1 pseudogene is annotated in these 543 nt (G+C 65.7%); it reads right to left on the bottom strand.

The annotated features are described in order from the left end of the window. Window positions 1–120 precede the first annotated feature (120 nt). A pseudogene (locus QMO56_RS26900) lies at window positions 121–426 on the bottom strand (ISL3 family transposase); the annotation flags it as partial. Window positions 427–543: the final 117 nt, after the last annotated feature.

The raw sequence follows: 543 nt of genomic DNA on the forward strand, positions 1-543 counted from the left end.
CCAGCCAGCGGTCCAGGTCAGCGCCACCACCAGGGATGTTCGTCATCGACGTTGCCTCCGCAAGGCAGCGTCGCACATGATCTCCCAGCACTCAACCGAAATGCCCAGGTAGTGCTAGATCTCGAGCGAGTTCTCCCGTACGCGGAACACGTCGGAGCGCTGACCGCGCAGGATCTTGCGGACAAGCCCGCGACTGTGACCCGTCCGGCGCAGGATCTCCTTGGTCGTGATCCCGTCCCGGGCCAGGTCGAGAATGGCGGTATTGTCCTCCTCCCGGCGCAGATACCCCTCGTACTGGATCCGCTCGGCAGCCGTGAGCAGGTTGGGGTTGATCGTGGCCGCGCCGATCGCGGCACGGACCTGGCGCATGGACTTGCGCACGGCGTCGAGGAAGGCGCGGCTCGCGTTCTCCATCAGGTGCCACTGGAGTGGCCCCTATTTCGACCGGACACCGGGCATAGCCCCGAGGGCCTAGGCTTGCGCCTAGGCATACGCCTATGCCGAACGACCCGACGCGCGTCGAAATCATCACCGGCCGTGAGC

It is taken from the genome of Roseomonas sp. E05 (assembly GCF_030063475.1).
Lineage (GTDB): Bacteria > Pseudomonadota > Alphaproteobacteria > Acetobacterales > Acetobacteraceae > Pseudoroseomonas.